The sequence below is a fragment of the Dietzia sp. NPDC055340 genome (assembly GCF_053645335.1).
This window is the reverse complement of sequence record NZ_JBSHML010000003.1, coordinates 49,953-63,312: the sequence shown is the minus strand read 5'-3', so window position 1 is coordinate 63,312 and position 13,360 is coordinate 49,953. Positions and strand designations below refer to the sequence as shown.

18 protein-coding genes are annotated in these 13,360 nt (G+C 69.6%); 7 read left to right on the top strand and 11 right to left on the bottom strand.

What is annotated here, in order from left to right; all coding sequences use genetic code 11:
- Positions 1–7: 7 nt before the first annotated feature.
- The 3 genes from ACWIFB_RS02605 to ACWIFB_RS02595 all read right to left on the bottom strand — a co-directional run bounded on the left by ACWIFB_RS02605 (position 8) and on the right by ACWIFB_RS02595 (position 1,634).
- Positions 8–931: a pilus assembly protein TadG-related protein gene (locus tag ACWIFB_RS02605; protein WP_454057194.1), complete on the bottom strand. Its 924-nt coding sequence runs from the start codon at positions 929–931 to the stop codon at positions 8–10.
- Positions 919–1,308 (bottom strand): TadE/TadG family type IV pilus assembly protein, encoded by a 390-nt coding sequence (locus ACWIFB_RS02600; protein WP_454057193.1) that lies wholly within the window; start codon positions 1,306–1,308, stop codon positions 919–921. Before ACWIFB_RS02600 ends, ACWIFB_RS02605 begins: the two co-directional genes overlap by 13 nt.
- Before the next feature lie 110 nt (positions 1,309–1,418).
- Positions 1,419–1,634, bottom strand: coding sequence for a Flp family type IVb pilin (locus tag ACWIFB_RS02595; protein WP_454057192.1), 216 nt, complete (start codon positions 1,632–1,634; stop codon positions 1,419–1,421).
- Positions 1,635–2,098: 464 nt separating this feature from the next.
- On the opposite strand from ACWIFB_RS02595, the gene ACWIFB_RS02590 reads away from it, so the two are divergent.
- Positions 2,099–2,785, top strand: coding sequence for a superoxide dismutase family protein (locus ACWIFB_RS02590; protein ID WP_454057191.1), 687 nt, complete (start codon positions 2,099–2,101; stop codon positions 2,783–2,785).
- A gap of 77 nt (positions 2,786–2,862) precedes the next feature.
- Here the strand turns inward: ACWIFB_RS02590 and ACWIFB_RS02585 are convergent, their stop codons facing one another.
- Positions 2,863–3,438 (bottom strand): peroxidase-related enzyme, encoded by a 576-nt coding sequence (locus tag ACWIFB_RS02585; protein WP_344996707.1) that lies wholly within the window; start codon positions 3,436–3,438, stop codon positions 2,863–2,865.
- A 199-nt stretch (positions 3,439–3,637) separates the two neighbouring features.
- Between ACWIFB_RS02585 and ACWIFB_RS02580 the strand changes: the two genes are divergently transcribed.
- On the top strand, positions 3,638–3,862 hold the full coding sequence (locus ACWIFB_RS02580; protein ID WP_295651682.1) for a hypothetical protein: 225 nt from the start codon (positions 3,638–3,640) through the stop codon (positions 3,860–3,862).
- A 15-nt stretch (positions 3,863–3,877) separates the two neighbouring features.
- On the opposite strand, the gene ACWIFB_RS02575 is transcribed toward ACWIFB_RS02580, so the two are convergent.
- Positions 3,878–4,285, bottom strand: a complete 408-nt coding sequence (locus ACWIFB_RS02575) for a PPOX class F420-dependent oxidoreductase (protein WP_454057190.1) — start codon at positions 4,283–4,285, stop codon at positions 3,878–3,880.
- A 64-nt stretch (positions 4,286–4,349) separates the two neighbouring features.
- Positions 4,350–4,586: a hypothetical protein gene (locus tag ACWIFB_RS02570; protein ID WP_452098000.1), complete on the bottom strand. Its 237-nt coding sequence runs from the start codon at positions 4,584–4,586 to the stop codon at positions 4,350–4,352.
- Between the two features lie 134 nt (positions 4,587–4,720).
- On the opposite strand from ACWIFB_RS02570, the gene ACWIFB_RS02565 reads away from it, so the two are divergent.
- Positions 4,721–6,040, top strand: coding sequence for an MFS transporter (locus ACWIFB_RS02565; protein ID WP_454057189.1), 1,320 nt, complete (start codon positions 4,721–4,723; stop codon positions 6,038–6,040).
- 60 nt (positions 6,041–6,100) lie between these two features.
- Here the strand turns inward: ACWIFB_RS02565 and ACWIFB_RS02560 are convergent, their stop codons facing one another.
- On the bottom strand, positions 6,101–6,760 hold the full coding sequence (locus ACWIFB_RS02560; protein ID WP_454057188.1) for a DUF1707 SHOCT-like domain-containing protein: 660 nt from the start codon (positions 6,758–6,760) through the stop codon (positions 6,101–6,103).
- A gap of 108 nt (positions 6,761–6,868) precedes the next feature.
- On the opposite strand from ACWIFB_RS02560, the gene ACWIFB_RS02555 reads away from it, so the two are divergent.
- From ACWIFB_RS02555 to ACWIFB_RS02545, 3 genes are all read left to right on the top strand, one after another.
- Complete coding sequence (locus ACWIFB_RS02555; RefSeq protein ID WP_454057187.1) at positions 6,869–7,354, top strand: carboxymuconolactone decarboxylase family protein; 486 nt, start codon at positions 6,869–6,871, stop codon at positions 7,352–7,354.
- A 32-nt stretch (positions 7,355–7,386) separates the two neighbouring features.
- Entirely contained in the window at positions 7,387–8,235 is an 849-nt protein-coding gene (locus tag ACWIFB_RS02550) for a sigma-70 family RNA polymerase sigma factor (protein ID WP_454057186.1), read from the top strand.
- 67 nt (positions 8,236–8,302) lie between these two features.
- Positions 8,303–9,175 carry an AraC family transcriptional regulator gene (locus ACWIFB_RS02545; RefSeq protein ID WP_454057185.1) on the top strand — a complete coding sequence of 291 codons (873 nt, stop codon included), beginning with the start codon at positions 8,303–8,305 and terminating at the stop codon, positions 9,173–9,175.
- Positions 9,176–9,182: 7 nt separating this feature from the next.
- On the opposite strand, the gene ACWIFB_RS02540 is transcribed toward ACWIFB_RS02545, so the two are convergent.
- From ACWIFB_RS02540 to thiM, 4 genes are all read right to left on the bottom strand, one after another.
- A complete protein-coding gene (locus ACWIFB_RS02540) occupies positions 9,183–9,554 on the bottom strand; it encodes a VOC family protein (RefSeq protein WP_230929200.1) in 372 nt (123 codons plus the stop codon).
- Positions 9,555–9,647: 93 nt separating this feature from the next.
- Complete coding sequence (locus tag ACWIFB_RS02535; RefSeq protein WP_454057184.1) at positions 9,648–10,562, bottom strand: LLM class flavin-dependent oxidoreductase; 915 nt, start codon at positions 10,560–10,562, stop codon at positions 9,648–9,650.
- Between the two features lie 132 nt (positions 10,563–10,694).
- Positions 10,695–11,402 (bottom strand): thiamine phosphate synthase, encoded by a 708-nt coding sequence (gene thiE, locus ACWIFB_RS02530; protein ID WP_454057183.1) that lies wholly within the window; start codon positions 11,400–11,402, stop codon positions 10,695–10,697.
- Positions 11,399–12,259, bottom strand: a complete 861-nt coding sequence (gene thiM, locus ACWIFB_RS02525; protein WP_454057182.1) for a hydroxyethylthiazole kinase — start codon at positions 12,257–12,259, stop codon at positions 11,399–11,401. Before thiM ends, thiE begins: the two co-directional genes overlap by 4 nt.
- A 69-nt stretch (positions 12,260–12,328) precedes the next feature.
- Between thiM and ACWIFB_RS02520 the strand changes: the two genes are divergently transcribed.
- The gene (locus ACWIFB_RS02520; RefSeq protein WP_454057181.1) at positions 12,329–13,339 is read left to right on the top strand and encodes an LLM class flavin-dependent oxidoreductase; all 1,011 of its coding nucleotides are present in this window, start codon (positions 12,329–12,331) and stop codon (positions 13,337–13,339) included.
- Positions 13,340–13,360: the final 21 nt, after the last annotated feature.

Genomic DNA, 13,360 nt, shown 5'->3' with positions numbered 1-13,360 from the left:
TTGCTCGCTAATCGGGTAGTAGGAAGACGGCTGCCGCGCCCAGGTTGGGTGCGCCGGGGCCGTAGTCGAAGTCGGGTTCGGTGTGGTGGATCTGGGTGAAGTAGCCGCTGATGCAGCGGTCGCTTCCCCGACATGGCGGATTCCAACTCTGGCCGGAGAAGTAGTAGCCGGTCACGGTGAACGCGGCGTAGCCGTACACCTCGTACCAGGCATTGCGGCCATTGCCACCCCGGTCGACGTACAGCGGGAGGAGCACCGATTTACCGCGGATCGCGGTGAGGTCGCAGCGTTTGGGCGTGTTACCGGGCTCGCTGCCGGCCCGTTCGCCGATGCGGGTGGTGACGTAGCAGGTCTGGCCTGGATCGGTTTCCAGCCAGCCGAATCCGCCCGGGATGCTCTCGGCACCCATGTCACAGCCCTTGACGTTGTCGGCGGGCTTGATCACCCGCTCGACCGTCCAGGACGGTGCGCCGCCGATATCCGAGTGGTAGAGGTGGCAGAGCGAGATGGTCAGCGGTAGCACAGCGGTGCCACCGGTCGGAGCGCCCCAGCTCGCGCTGGCGCGCACGTTGATCTCGGACTCGTCGATTCCCAGGACCGGGGCGAACCAGTGCTGCCGCACCGCTGAATTCTCGACGGTCACGCGGCCGGTGGCTGCCGTCGGGACCCTCGCCAGAGTGGCAACAGCGTTGCCGGAGTTGCTGTTCGCGGTCGCGAAGGTCTGCGCCGTGGTCCGGGGCGAACCACACGTGTCCCGTGCACAGTCCTGGGCAATCGCGAGGGCCGCCGCGTCGGCGCCGGCCTGGAGTTGCTGCTTCTCGGCGTGCATAGCTGCGATGTCGATGGAGATTGCGGCGAAACCCAGGAGCGGCACCATCAGGATCGCGATGATGACCGCGGCCGCGCCTCGATCGTCGTCTAACCGAAGCATCGCATGGTCCCCTTACCGGTGAGGGTGAGGTCGTCGATGGGCAGGAAGCCCGAGACCGGCGAGAACGGATAACTGATGGTCACCGACGCCATGCCAGGAGTGGCGGCATCGGAGATGCAGGTGGTGGGGGTGACGCTGATCATCGCGTCGGTGAGGGGGAGACCATGAGCGGAGGCCTTGGCCGTCGAGCGCGCGGCGGTGGCACTGTCCTGCAGTGCCATCACACGCACGCCGTCGCGCGCCGCATTGGAGAGCGTCGTCTGCACGTGAAACGCCCTACCGAATTCCATGATGCCCAGGACGAGCAACAACAGAACCGGCAGGAGAATCGCGAACTCGACGGCCGTGGCCCCGCGCTCACGTGAGGGCGTGAGCATTGCGGCGCCTGAGGGGTTTGAGGGAGGGGATTCTGGGACGTGGGGAGGAGCTCGCTAACCCGGCGCAGAATTCGTGTGCGGCTCCGCGCCGGGAAAGCTATGGAGCCATATTAGCCGGTGACCTTGGGCGCCATTTCGGCGTTCACCTTGTCGAACAGCTTGTCCAAGTTCTCTCCGAGGAGAACCACCGCGGCGATGATCACGACGGCAATCAACCCGACCATCAGGCCGTACTCAACAGCCGTAGCACCGCGGTCCTTGCGGTCCTCGAAGCGGTCGGCGAAGAAGGCCTGCATGGTGGCCATGGCGAAGTAGAGCTGGTTCATGATGAACCCTTTCTTGCGAGGGAATGAGCCGAGGCGGCTCGAGGGGAGGGGTTGCGCCTCGCTCTTTCTGAGTTGGCGCTGAGAAGAGTATGCAGCGCCGGTCACGCAAGTGCAAGCCTTTGGAAAACTATCTGTAACGAACATCACTCCGTGAGCGATGTGTACGCGTGTACAGACCTTGTGCAGGTGAGACAGCACGTGGCACAAGAGATTTCCGTCTGAGGGCGGACCGCGCCGGGGCCATCTAGTGGGACGCGAGTCCGACTGTCAGCCGGACGAACGTACGACTCTCCGGCAGTTTGAGGTAAGGCTTCCTTACTTTGTGGTAGCTCCACAATCGGCTTCGCCGGTGAGGTTCCGTCCACTCCGCTGCGTTCACGGTTGCACCGCTGCTGAGGGTCGGTACCGTGGCCGCCACCGGCGCCGCGGGGGCGCTGTAGCACCGCCGACGAGGAGGCCCTTCGATGACTCCACGCACCACGACCTCAGCACGACGTTTCCGCCGTAGTTCTACATTCGTCGCACTCTCCGCGGCCGCGCTTTTGGCGGCGTCCTGCGGGACCGGCGAGGATTCGCCGGCCGCCCAGGGCGAGGTCACGCCGCAGAGCGACACCTCCACCGAGGTCGCCGACTCCGACGAGGGTGAGCGGTTTGCCGTCGCTGACCTGGTCACTCCCGAGGGCGAACCGCGCGGCACTGTCGAGTTCGCCGAGGTGGACGGCGGCACCATGGTCACCGCCAAGGCGATGGACCTGCCGCCCGGTTTCCACGGCCTGCACATCCATACCACCGGTGTGTGTGAACCCGACAGCGAGAACCCCAGTGACCCCGGCGAGCGCGGAGCGTTCCTGTCCGCAGGGGGTCACCTGAAGGGAGACGACGACGAGGCCGTCCACCCGAATCACGCCGGCGATCTGCCGCCCCTCTACGTGGCCGACGACGGAACCGGTGAGATCGTCACGTTCACCGACCGACTGGACCGCGACCAGCTTCTCGACGACGACGGATCGGCCGTGATGATCCACGAGAAGTCGGACAACCTGGCCAACATCCCTGAGCGCTACGCGCCCGACGGGCCGGACGAAGATACGCACATGGCCGGCGACGGCGGCAGCCGCATCGCGTGCGGTGTCGTCACCGAGAACGGCTGACGCCGAACACATTCGGTAGTACATTCGCAGACGGACGGCGCGCGTGATTGTGCCGCGCGCCGGCCGTCAGCATTTGGTCACTTCTGCCGCGGGATACGGCCCATGACGTAGAACTCCGGGTTCGGACGCATCTCCGAGGCGTTGGCGAGCCGGTTGCTGAGACCGAATAGGCCCGTGATGGCGGCGATGTCCCAGGCGTCCTCCGAGTCGAGGCCGTGCTCGTAGAGCGCGTCGTAGTCGGCGTCGCACAACTCGTCCGAACGCAGGTTGACCTTGGTCGCGAAATCGCAGATCGCGCGCTCACGCGGGGTCAGATCCGCCTTGTGGTAGCTCACGGCCAACTGGTCGGAGATGTACGGGTCCTTCTTGACGATCCGCAGGATGGCGCCGTGCGCGACCACGCAGAACTGGCAGTTGTTCTGCCCGGAGATGGTCACGACGATCATCTCCTTGTCCGCCTTGGACATGTTCGAGCCCTCACGCTCCATCAGTGCGTCGTGATAGGCGAAGAAGGCCCGCGACTCCGCCGGGCGGCGGCCGAACATCAGGAACACCTCCGGGATGAACCCGGCCTTCTCCTGCTCGGCGAGGATGCGCTCGCGCAGATCCTCGGGCAGGTCGTCGAGCTCGGCGAGGGGATAACGATCGGACATGCGGGGCTCCGGAGATCTCAGGGCGCCGGACTCGGCACCGACGTGGTGGCTCCCAGGCGAGTGAGCGCCCTCACAGGGTAGGGCTGCTCGTCGTCGTCCCGGATCGGGATCGCCCCACGTCCCCCCGACCGGTTGTGAGGGGCACAGGCCGCACCTACGTTGGCGCCAAGCGCCGAACCTACGAGCCGAGGAGGCGGACATGGCTAAGTGCGATACCTGCGGAAACGACTACGACAAGGCCTTCACCCTCACCCAGGGCGACAGATCCGGAACGTTCGACAGTTTCGAGTGCGCGGCCCACGCGATGGCGCCGACCTGCTCGCATTGTAGTTGCCGGATCCTGGGCCACGGTGTGGAGGTCGACGGCACCATCTACTGCTGCGCGCACTGCGCCGAGCACTCCGGAGTCGCCGACCGGGCCTGACACCGCCCTCGGAGGTCAGGAGCGGGCGAGATCGCCCCATACGTGCACGCGGTCGATCTCGACCCGGACGTCCACGCGCGGATCCTCCCGGTTGAAGTAGTTCTGACCGGTGTAGTGCTGCGCGAGCGAGTCGATCCCCTCCAGGTTCGGGTCGTCGATGATCTCCACCACCCGGCCCTGGATGCTCACGTGTGTGGTCCAGTTGCCGGCCTCCATGACCGACAGCGCCACCCGCGGGTCCCGCTGGATGTGCTGCAGCCGCACGCGGCTCTTATCCAGGTTGAGCAGAATCCGGTCTCCCACCAGCCGGTACCAGGTGGGCACGGTGACCGGCGAGCCGTCCCTGCGGACGGTGGCCATCACGGCCGGGTTGGGCTTGAGGAGCAGTTCGCGGACATCGTCGGCGAGGGGTGTGGTGGACATGGCGACTCCTATCGGGTTACCGGTGGCCAGCGTGACGCCGGCCCTGCCGTCTCCAGTGTGCCGCTCAGAAGCCGGGTGGGGCTTCCGGGCGGAAGGTGTCCGTCATGATCGAGCCCATCCGCTGGGCGCGCTCTTCCCAGACCCACGACGCCGCCTGCGCCGCGAGGTCCGGACGCGCCACCATTCCAATGAGCACGGCGATTCCGACCACGCGCTTCCACCGGCGGGGAATCAACCGCCGGAACATTCTCAACCCATCGACCCGGTCCACGCGGCGCAGCATCGCAGACGGGTCGGACATCGAACCGGCCCGCGGCGCGCGCCCGCATCGGTGAAGCCGATCGTCGCGCCTGGTGCCTGGACGAATCTGTCGGCGACTTCGGCTGGTCAGGACGGTCGACCGACCTGTCCGAGAGGCGGAGTAGCGTCACGACCATGACCACTCGCACGGAGCGGCTCGACGGCCTGCCGTTCACCCGCAAGCATCGGAAGCTGCTGCTCGGCTCGGGCCTCGGCTGGGCCCTGGACGCCATGGACGTCGGACTCATCTCCTTCGTCATGGCGGCGCTGGCCGTCCACTGGTCGCTCACGCCCACCGAGCTGTCGTGGATCGGCTCCATCGGGTTCGTCGGCATGGCCCTGGGCGCGGCGTTCGGCGGGCTGCTCGCCGACAGGATCGGCCGCCGCCAGGTCTTCGCCGCCACACTGCTGGTCTACGGCATCGCCACCGGCGCCGCGGCGCTGTCGACCGGCATCGCGATGCTCATCGTGCTGCGCTTCATCGTGGGACTCGGGCTGGGCGCCGAACTGCCGGTCGCGTCCACGCTGGTCAGCGAGTTCGCGCCCCGCAAGATCCGCGGCCGCGTGGTGGTGATCCTCGAGGGCTTCTGGGCCGTCGGCTGGATCCTGGCCGCCGTGATCGGCTACTTCGTGGTGCCGGCCAGCGACGCCGGTTGGCGCTGGGCCCTGGCCATCGGCCTCGTCCCCGCCGCCTACGCGCTGGTCGTGCGGTTCGGGCTGCCCGAGTCGGTGCGTTACCTCGAGTCGAAGGGCCGTCACGCCGAGGCCGAGGACGTGGTCCGCGAGTTCGAGGAGGCAGCCGGTCTCGAGCCCGCCGCCGGGGCCGACCGGGAACGCGCATCGGGATCGGTCGCCGAGGAGCCGCTCGAGTCGATCTGGTCCCCGCGCCTGCGCCGCCGGACCGGAGCGCTGTGGATCGTGTGGTTCGGGATCAACTTCTCCTACTACGGTGCGTTCATCTGGCTACCCAGCCTGCTCGTCGCCCAGGGCTTCGACCTGGTCAAATCCTTCGGGTACACCCTCATCATCACGCTGGCCCAGCTGCCCGGCTACGCGGTCGCGGCCTGGCTCATCGAGGTGTGGGGCCGACGCATCACGCTCGCGGTCTTCCTCGCCGGCTCCGCCGTGGCCGCCGGTCTGTTCGGACTCGCCGACTCCCCGGCCACGATCATCGCCGCGGGTATGGCGCTCTCGTTCTTCAACCTCGGCGCGTGGGGAGCGCTGTACGCGATCGGCCCGGAGCTCTACCCCACCTCGACCCGCGGCGCGGGCACCGGCGCAGCCGCGGCATTCGGGCGGATCGCCTCCATCATCGCGCCTCTGCTCGTGCCGTTCCTGCTCGATGCGGGGGACACGGTGACGGTTTTCGCCGTGTTCGCGGCGGCCTTCGTCGTCGCCGCCCTGGCGGCCTTCACCCTGCCGGAGCGCAAGGGCGTCGCGCTCGAGGACACCTGACCTGCGGTGCCCTGCTCGACCCTTCCAGGGCACCCCAGGTCAGAGGCATGAACGAGGATGTCAGCCCCGGCCCTCGCGCCCGTCGCCCAGCTCGCGGATCCGGTCGTTCGCCGCGCGTAGCCGGTCCTCGCGCGCCTTCTGGTCGGCCTTCTTGAGCTTCTCGTAGGTGGCTTCGTCGTCGTCGTTGTAGCGCAGGATCAGCCGCGGGATGCCGAGCGTCAGCGCCAGCGACGGCCACACGATCCACGCGAAGTTCCAGCCCACCACGAACTGCAGGATGAGGAACGACACCAGCGTCACGCCCACCACGACGCCGTCCAGCGCCTCGATGGTCTTGCCGCGCTTGCGCAGTTCCGCCAGCTCCGCGTCGACGTCCCGGTGCGCCGGAACCTGACTGGAAGAAGCGCCCGACGACGACGCCACCACCCCGCCCGCGCCCACCCCGTCGGCGGTGATGGCCGACTGGACGATCATGCCGTCGACCGAGGTCAGCGGCATCCCGCCGGGCAGATCGCTGAAGGACCCGCGGAGCTGGCGCAGGGTGCGGGCCGCGGCCACGTCACCCGACCGGGCGTGGAACTCCGAGTCGTCCAGGCGGCCCGCCGCGTAGTGGTCGCCGAGCGCCGTCAGCGCGTGCAGGCGCTCGGCGTCGGAGAGCAGTAGGTCGGGTGCGGGGACCGGCTCCGGGCCGGTGGGGTCGGGGCTGCTGGGCTCGGTCATGACTGGAGCTCCTCGGTCGGGGCGGTGGATTCCCAGCGTAGTCGCGCCCACAGCCCCCGCCCCGGTGCGCGACTGTCACGTTTCGGGGCACTCGTGCGTCGAAGGGATATGAGTACACAAAGACGCAAGAAGATCAGCGCGGGTGCGATGGCGCCCATGGTGGCGATGGAGGCCTACACGAGGGCTCGTGTCTCACGAGCCGACAGTCACCTCATCAGGCTCCGCGTCTCGGCGGTCAACGGTTGCCGCTACTGCACGGCCATGCACCGCCGCGACGCCCGCAAGGACGGCTGGGATGACTCGCGGATCCTCGCGGCCGAGCTCGCGAGCTCCCGCGCCGACGAACTGCCCGAGGACCAGCGGGTCGTGGCACGGTTCGCTGACGCCGTCACCCACATCGACGGCGAGGAATCCGTTCCGGACGAGCTCTGGGCCGAGGTCGTCCGACATCGCGGGGAATCCGGGGCTGGACAGCTGCTCATGGAGATCGTCACCATCAACGCATGGAATCGGATCGCCGTGGCCACGAGGCTGGACCCGCGCTCGCTGAAGGGCGTCGAGGAGCGCGACATCGATCCCGTGCGCCCGAGCTGACCGCGCTGCGCGAACGGGCGGAGCTGGAGCGCGTGCGTGGCCGGCTGCTCGGGATCGGCTATCGCCTCACCGGCACGTGGGCGGACGCGGAGGAGGCCGCCGACGAGGCCCTGGCCCGGCTGGTCGCGCTGGGATCGGTGGAATCGGCAAGCGGCGAGGTCCCGGACAATCCCGAGGCCTGGCTGACCACCGTCACCACGCGACTGTGCCTGGACCGGCTGCGCCGTCGTCAGCGTGAGGCATACACGGGCGCGTGGCTGCCCGAGCCAGTCGACACCGCGCTGCTGCCCGAGGACGCCGCCGAGCGCCGGGACGATCTGCGGATCGCGGTCCTGTTGGCCTACGAGCAGTTAGGGCCCACCGATCGGGCGGCGTTCGTCCTGCGGGAGGCCTACGAGCTGCCCTACTCCGAGATCGCGGAGATCCTCGAAGCCGCCGTGCCGACGGTCCGCCAGTGGGTGAGCCGGGCCCGGCACCGTCTCGACACCGACCTGCGCCCGCCCGAGCGGGCCTCGGACGAACTCATCGGCCAGCTGGTCGAGGCCGTCATGTCGGGGGATCTCGACGCGACCATCGCCGCTCTCACTGCTGACGCCCGTGTGGTCTCGGACAGCGACGGCAAGGTCAATGCGGCCCGCCGCGACATCGTGGGCGCGCGCAAGACCGCGTACTTCCTGGTCAAGGCCGCCGAGCTCGCCGACGGCATGATCGCGCCCGTCGACGTCAACGGGGAGACGGCGCTGGTCGTGGTCTCGCGGGGCGTCCTGCGGATCGGTCAGGTCGGTGCGACGGACGGCCGGGTCACGCGGGTCTGGTTCCACGCCAACCCGGACAAGCTCACCCGCGTGGACTTGCCGGAGGGGTTCCGTCCGGCCGACTGAACCGGTCCGGAGAAGTCGGGCGCCCCGAGCCGATTCCGAGCAGAGTCGACGGCGAAGGGAGTCACACGTGATCGAGATCCTCAACCGCCTCGTCGACGAGATCGAGGACAACCTGGCCGGCGAACTCGACGTGGAGGCGATCGCCACCGCGTCCGGGACCACTGACTATCACCTGCGCCGCATGTTCTCGTCCCTCGCGGGGATGCCCGTCTCCGAGTATCTGCGCCGACGCCGGATGACCGTCGCAACGGCGGACGTGATGGGCGAGGAGGATCTGCTCACTATCGCGGTCCGCTACGGCTACGGCTCGACCGAGGCGTTCGGCCGGGCATTCCGCGCCGTCCACGACGTCAGCCACAGTGCGGTCCGCCGGGGCGGCGGCCCCCTTCGCAGTCAACCCGTACTCAGGTTCCGCCTGACCGTTGAAGGGAGCATCCCCATGGACGCCCGCGTCATCGACCACCACGCCCTCCGCCTGATCGGCCACGCCACCCGCGTGCCACTCATCCACGAGGGCGTGAACCCGCACATCCGCGCACACGTCGAGTCGATCCCGCCCGCAGAACACGCCCGACTCAAAGAACTCGCCGACACCGAACCCGGCGGCATCCTGCAGGTCAGTACCGACGTCGATCCCGACTACACGGAAGGAGCCGAACTCACGTATCTGCACGGCGTCGCCGTCGTCGTCGACACCCCGATCCCCACCGACCTCGACTCCATCGACGTGCCCGAGGGCACCTGGGCGATATTTCGCTCCTCAGGCGAGCACCCCGCCGCGCTGCAGCGGATGTGGGCGGCCACCGCCACGGAGTGGTTCCCATCCAATCCGTGGCGCCTGCGGCCCGGGCCGTCGATCCTCACCGTGCTCGAGCATGCCGACAACTTCAGCACCGCCACGTGCGAACTGTGGTTGCCGGTCGAACGTGAACAGCGGTGAGCGGGCCCTACTCGGTCGGCGGGTCGGGTCGCGTCACCGCCACCCACATCGCCATCTCATTCCCGCCGGGCTCGCGGAAGTGAAAACGTCGGCCGCCGGGAAAATCGAACGGGCCGAACGTCACCACGCCCCCGGCGGCCTCGACCTGCTCGCGGGCCTCGTCGAGGTCGCTCACCCGGATCACCATGAGCGGCGCCGGGGACTGTTCGTGGGCGTCGCCCTGCACCCCCACGTCGATCCCGCCGCCGACCAGGTTGCTGTACGACGGCCCGTACACGGTGGGGGTCCACCCGCACACCTTCTCCAGGAAGTCGGAGGTGGCGGACATGGAGGTGCTGGGGAACTCGACCAGGGTGATCTCGAGTGGCTTACGGCTCATGGCCTCGAAAGTACGCTGAGCCGGGTCGGGACTCGCTCGAATCCGAAAAGGGAACAAGGAAGGCCACGGCCACTTACGGAGTGAGGATCCGGGTCAGGGCCGGCCTGACGGCAGCAACTCCCGCATCCGCGGCACCACCTCGTCGGCGAAGATCGCGAGTTGACGGTCGTGGTCGTCGTCGGGCCAGTAGGCGAAGCCGTTCATGCCCTGCTCGGACACCAGCCCGGCGATCTGATCCGCCCACTGCGCGGCAGACCCTGCGAACGGCGTCCCGGACTCGGCGCCGATCATGCCGTTGAGGTTGTACACCTTCCGGATGCGCGAAGGATCCCGGCCGGCCTCCAGTGCCGCCTCGTCCAGGCGGGCCACCGCCGCCGGAAGCTCGTCCATCGGCAGGAAGCCCAGCGAGGGCATCCAGCCGCGGGCCTTCGCCCCGGTCAGCCGCAGCATCCGCGGCCCGTAGGCGCCCGTCCAGATCCCGAGATTCCCACCCGGGGGCGGGCCGGGCTTGCTGCCGTCGAGGCGGTAGTACTCACCCGGTACCTTCACCGAGCGCTGGCCGGACCACATCGCGTGGATCACGTCGACGGCCTCCGTCAACGCATCCGCCGCCTCCCGGGGCGAACGCTCGGGCCCGCCCATCGCGGCGATCGCCGTCCAGAACGCGCCCGCACCGAGCCCCAGCTGCACGCGCCCGCCCGTGAGCTTGTCGAGACTCGACGCGGCTTTGGCCAGCATCGCCGGCGGCCGCAACGGCAGGCACGTCACGGTCGGCACCACGGTGAGGCGCTCGGTCCGGGCCGCGATGAACGTCAGCAGCGTCCACGTGTCGTGGAACCGCTGCTGGTACGGGTGATCCTGAATGGTGACGAAGTCGAACCCGGCGTCCTCGGCGTCCAGCGCCCGGCCCACCGGATCGGCGCCCTCGGTCCACAGCGGGTTGATGTTCGCGCCGAACAGGATCGGCAACGGCTCGTCGGGAAGGTCTGTCGGCGACGGTGTCTGCATAGGGCCGAACCTACGGGTGCCATCGGTGGGGCGGCAGCGATTCGCGCGTCCCGCTCACCGCCAGGACCGGCTGCCTGACGGACAGGGCCCTGACCTGCGGTGCCCTGCTCATCCCGTTCAGGGCACCGCAGGTCAGCGGGTTCCGCGGCCGGCCTCCCAGCGGGCGAGCAGATCCGCGGCGGCCGCGCGCGGGTCCGGAGCGGCCATGACGGCCGAGACCACGCACACCCCGTCCAGCGCGGTGGTCGCGAGATCGGCGACGTTGGCCGGCCCCACCCCGCCGATGCCCACCGACCGCACCGCGGCGTCGGCGGCCACCCGCGCGATCCGGTCCGCGCCCTGCACCCCCAGCGCAGGGGCGGTGTCGGTCTTGGTGGCGGTGGACCAAACCGGGCTCACCCCGATCACGTCCGGGGCCACGGCCGGATCGGCGAGCGCCTCGACCAACTGCACGTCCGATTCGATCGACAGTCCCAGCATCAGCTCGCCCGGCAGCGCCGCCCGGGCCCGCGCCAACAGCTCGTCCCGCTGACCGATGTGCAGGTGCAGGCCCAGCTCGCGCGCGACCTCGAGCCGATCGTTGACGAACACCGGCACGCGGCGACCCACCTCGGACGCGGCGCGATCCGCCGCCGCGGCGATGGCGGAAGCGTGGGCGGCGAACTCGTCGTCGTCGCACTCCTTATCTCGCACCTGGACCACGCCCACCCCGCCGCGCACCGCCTCGGCCACGATTCCCGGCACCGCGTCCCGCACCCCGCCCAGATGCGGATCGGTGACCAGGTACAGGCGCCAGTCGGTCGCCTCGGCGGTGCGGCGCCGCGCGGCCGGCGAGCTCACTCGGTATCGGCGATCGTCAGCACCGCGAGCTCGGCGATCTGCCCCGGCTCCAGCGAGTACAACGCGTCCAGCCACGCCATCGCGAACGAGCCCGGCCCCATCGCCACGGTGCCCGCCGCCGTGCCCGCCGCGCCGATGTGGGCGTGGGCGGCCACCACGGCGTCGTGATCGGAGACGCCCGCCGAGCGCGCAACGGCGAGATAGCCGGCCGTCAACGCGCCCAGCGCGCAGCCCGTGCCGATCACCTTCTGCAGCAGCGGATGGCCGGAGTCGATCCAGGTCGCCCGGGTGGGCCCGTCGGTCTGGGTGATGACGAGGTCCCTGTCGCCCGAGATCGCGACCGTGCCACCCGTGCGGGCGGACAACTCGAGCGCCGGCAGCAGCGCGCTGGAGACGGTGGCGGTGGAATCCACGCCGCGGCCGCCCGCGCCCGCCCCGGCCAGCGCCACGATCTCCGAGGCGTTGGCCCGGATGGCCGCGGGGGAGTGGTCGAGCCAGCCGGTGGCCAGGCCCGTGCGCAGCGTCAGGCCGCCCACCGCGACCGGGTCCAGCACCCACGGCGTGGAGTGCTCGCGCGCCGACGCGATGGCCGCGTGCATGCCCTTGATCTGCTCGCTCGTCGGGTTGCCGACGTTGACGAGCACGCCCGAGGCGATCGACGCGAAGTCGCCGGCCTCGGCCGGGTGGTCGACCATGGCCGGAGCCGCACCCGCCGCGAGCAGCACGTCGGCCGTGATCTCGCGGACCACCGAGTTGGTCAGGCAGTGCACCAGCGGACTCGACTCCCGCAGCAGCGTCACCAGACGGGCGACCGTGGCGGCGGGATCGGCGGGGCTCTGCTCGGTTGCATCAGGCATGCCCCCAGTGTGCCGTGCGGCACCACCGCTCCCCGGAATAGCCGGCCGAGGGGGCGGGTTGCACGGGGTATGCCCGCCTCTGACTTCCGCGCCCTGCCCCTGTCCGTCATCGACTTCGCGTCCGTCCGCCCCGGCCAGACCGTCGGGGAGGGGCTGCAGGACTCGGTCGCGCTGGCGCAGAAGGCGGAGGAGCTCGGCTACGAGCGGGTCTGGTACTCCGAGCACCACAACATGCCGTCCATCGCCTCCTCCGCTCCGGCGGTGCTCATGGCGCACATCGCCGCGCGGACCTCGACCATCCGGCTGGGCTCCGGCGGCGTGATGCTGCCCAACCACTCGCCGATCGTGATCGCCGAGCAGTTCGGCACCCTCGCCGAACTGCACCCGGGCCGGATCGACCTGGGCCTGGGCCGCGCGCCCGGCACCGATCCACAGACCCTGCGCGCGTTGCGTCGGGAGCCGTCCGCCGCCGAGACCTTCCCCGACGATGTGCGCGAACTGCAGGCCTTCCTCGGCGACTCGCCCAGCGACATGGCCCGCACGCGGGGGATCGTGGCGGTGCCCGGCCGCGGCACCAAGGTGCCCCTCTATATCCTCGGATCTTCGCTGTTCGGCGCGCAGCTCGCCGCGGCGTACGGGCTGCCGTACGCCTTCGCCTCGCACTTCGCGCCGGACGCCCTGGAGCAGGCCTCCGCCGTCTACCGCGAGCGGTTCCAGCCCAGCGAGCAGCTGTCCGAGCCGTACATGATCGCCGCGGTCAATGTCGTGGCCGACGACGACGCCGCGCGTGCCGAGCAGGAGCTGCACTGGTACCGCCGCCAGCGAGTCAGGCTCATGGCCGGGCGGGGTCGGAACTTCACCGACGAGGAACTCGACATGGTCATGGAGTCGGCCGGCGGCCAGCAGATCCTCCACATGATCAGCTACACCGCATGCGGCGACGGCGCGACGGTGCGCGACTACCTCACCGAGTTCGCGCACCGTGCGGGCGCCGACGAGCTGATGATCGCCCCGATCGGCTCGTCGCCAGAGCGTGCCCACGGCTCGCTCGAGGTGCTGCGGCGGGCCTGGAGTGACTGAAGTGGCTCGCCCGCGTGAGGG

Excerpts from the sequence above, each read along its gene's own strand:
- ACWIFB_RS02605 (WP_454057194.1), bottom strand. The coding sequence starts at position 931 with ATGCTTCGGTTAGACGACGATCGAGGCGCGGCCGCGGTCATCATCGCG.
- ACWIFB_RS02600 (WP_454057193.1), bottom strand. The coding sequence starts at position 1,308 with ATGCTCACGCCCTCACGTGAGCGCGGGGCCACGGCCGTCGAGTTCGCG.
- ACWIFB_RS02595 (WP_454057192.1), bottom strand. The coding sequence starts at position 1,634 with ATGAACCAGCTCTACTTCGCCATGGCCACCATGCAGGCCTTCTTCGCC.
- ACWIFB_RS02590 (WP_454057191.1), top strand. The coding sequence starts at position 2,099 with ATGACTCCACGCACCACGACCTCAGCACGACGTTTCCGCCGTAGTTCT.
- ACWIFB_RS02585 (WP_344996707.1), bottom strand. The coding sequence starts at position 3,438 with ATGTCCGATCGTTATCCCCTCGCCGAGCTCGACGACCTGCCCGAGGAT.
- ACWIFB_RS02580 (WP_295651682.1), top strand. The coding sequence starts at position 3,638 with ATGGCTAAGTGCGATACCTGCGGAAACGACTACGACAAGGCCTTCACC.
- ACWIFB_RS02575 (WP_454057190.1), bottom strand. The coding sequence starts at position 4,285 with ATGTCCACCACACCCCTCGCCGACGATGTCCGCGAACTGCTCCTCAAG.
- ACWIFB_RS02570 (WP_452098000.1), bottom strand. The coding sequence starts at position 4,586 with ATGTCCGACCCGTCTGCGATGCTGCGCCGCGTGGACCGGGTCGATGGG.
- ACWIFB_RS02565 (WP_454057189.1), top strand. The coding sequence starts at position 4,721 with ATGACCACTCGCACGGAGCGGCTCGACGGCCTGCCGTTCACCCGCAAG.
- ACWIFB_RS02560 (WP_454057188.1), bottom strand. The coding sequence starts at position 6,760 with ATGACCGAGCCCAGCAGCCCCGACCCCACCGGCCCGGAGCCGGTCCCC.
- ACWIFB_RS02555 (WP_454057187.1), top strand. The coding sequence starts at position 6,869 with ATGAGTACACAAAGACGCAAGAAGATCAGCGCGGGTGCGATGGCGCCC.
- ACWIFB_RS02540 (WP_230929200.1), bottom strand. The coding sequence starts at position 9,554 with ATGAGCCGTAAGCCACTCGAGATCACCCTGGTCGAGTTCCCCAGCACC.
- ACWIFB_RS02535 (WP_454057184.1), bottom strand. The coding sequence starts at position 10,562 with ATGCAGACACCGTCGCCGACAGACCTTCCCGACGAGCCGTTGCCGATC.
- thiM (WP_454057182.1), bottom strand. The coding sequence starts at position 12,259 with ATGCCTGATGCAACCGAGCAGAGCCCCGCCGATCCCGCCGCCACGGTC.
- ACWIFB_RS02520 (WP_454057181.1), top strand. The coding sequence starts at position 12,329 with ATGCCCGCCTCTGACTTCCGCGCCCTGCCCCTGTCCGTCATCGACTTC.